The organism is Plebeiibacterium marinum, assembly GCF_026013615.1.
GTDB lineage: Bacteria > Bacteroidota > Bacteroidia > Bacteroidales > Marinilabiliaceae > Saccharicrinis > Saccharicrinis marinus_A.
Map to the genome: position 1 here is coordinate 1 of NZ_JAPDPI010000136.1, position 495 is coordinate 495.

The following is a 495-nucleotide window of genomic DNA, read 5'->3' on the forward strand; positions in this document are numbered from 1 at the left end:
GGGAGATACCAAAGTGGCCAACTGGGGCGGACTGTAACTCCGCTGACTTTCGTCTTCGTAGGTTCGAATCCTGCTCTCCCCACAAAACCAGAAACAGATGGTTTTAATAACAGTATTGCCAATGTAGCTCAGCTGGCTAGAGCAGCTGATTTGTAATCAGCAGGTCGTGGGTTCGAGTCCCTCCATTGGCTCTCAAAATAATAACAAGCGGGAGTAGCTCAGCTGATAGAGCATTAGCCTTCCAAGCTAAGGGTCGCGGGTTTGAATCCCGTCTCCCGCTCAAAAAGCCATCAGAACTTTTTCTGATGGCTTTTTTTTATATGCGTACTGTCTAGCCATAAAATTATTGCTTTAGAATAGAATCTTAATTAATGATAAATTTAAGGCTGAAAGCCTTTGTCTTCACAACAAGGGGCATCGCCCCTTGAAAATACCAAGCTGTAAATCTCAGGCTGTAAGTCTGAAACTATCTCCAATAATTATTTTAGACAAAGG

General features: G+C 43.2%; 3 tRNA genes. All 3 read left to right on the forward strand.

Going from position 1 to position 495, the window contains the following annotated elements:
• Window positions 1-82 (forward strand) — tRNA-Tyr (locus tag OM074_RS21215).
• 35 nt (window positions 83-117) lie between these two features.
• Window positions 118-191 (forward strand) — tRNA-Thr (locus OM074_RS21220).
• 16 nt (window positions 192-207) lie between these two features.
• Window positions 208-280, forward strand: a tRNA-Gly gene (locus tag OM074_RS21225).
• Window positions 281-495 lie beyond the last annotated feature (215 nt).